Source organism: Novosphingobium clariflavum, assembly GCF_026420865.1.
Classification (GTDB): Bacteria; Pseudomonadota; Alphaproteobacteria; order Sphingomonadales; family Sphingomonadaceae; genus Novosphingobium; species Novosphingobium clariflavum.
This window is the reverse complement of record NZ_JAPCWC010000113.1, coordinates 1-449: the sequence shown is the minus strand read 5'-3', so window position 1 is coordinate 449 and position 449 is coordinate 1. Positions and strand designations below refer to the sequence as shown.

Annotated in this window: 2 protein-coding genes; both read left to right on the top strand. The window is 59.5% G+C overall.

The features are described from left to right. A partial coding sequence (locus OKA11_RS24740; protein WP_407673535.1) for a CPCC family cysteine-rich protein occupies nucleotides 1-113 on the top strand: 113 nt, incomplete at its 5' end. A gap of 55 nt (nucleotides 114-168) precedes the next feature. Continuing rightward, on the top strand, nucleotides 169-449 hold a 281-nt coding region (locus tag OKA11_RS24520; RefSeq protein WP_267225258.1), incomplete at its 3' end, for a transposase.

Genomic DNA, 449 nt, shown 5'->3' with positions numbered 1-449 from the left:
GTCCAAACGGCTCGCTTTCACTGCTTCAGGCGCGCGTTAATTTCGCTGAGTGCGGTGCTTGCGAAGATCGTCACCGCAAAAATGTACGGCCACCCTTAGAAGCGGAGCTCTGACAATTCCCAAACGGCCTGATCTCTGATTCAAGGCTGCTCTTTACGGGGATTGGCAATGGCTCGTGGTGATCTGACGGACGAGGAATGGGACGTGATCGAGGGGCTGCTGCCCTCCGAACGCGGGCGCAAGTCGCGACCGGCTCACGACAATCGGCGATTTCTCAACGGCATGCTTCATGTGCTGCGCGTGGGTTGCCCGTGGCGCGACATGCATGAGCGCTACGGCAAGTGGAACTCGATTTATGTCCGGTTCCGGCGCTGGGCCGAGCAAGGCGTCTGGGATGCAATCCTGGCTACGCTGGTCGAGTTCGGTCAGACGGACGACTGGCAGCACAT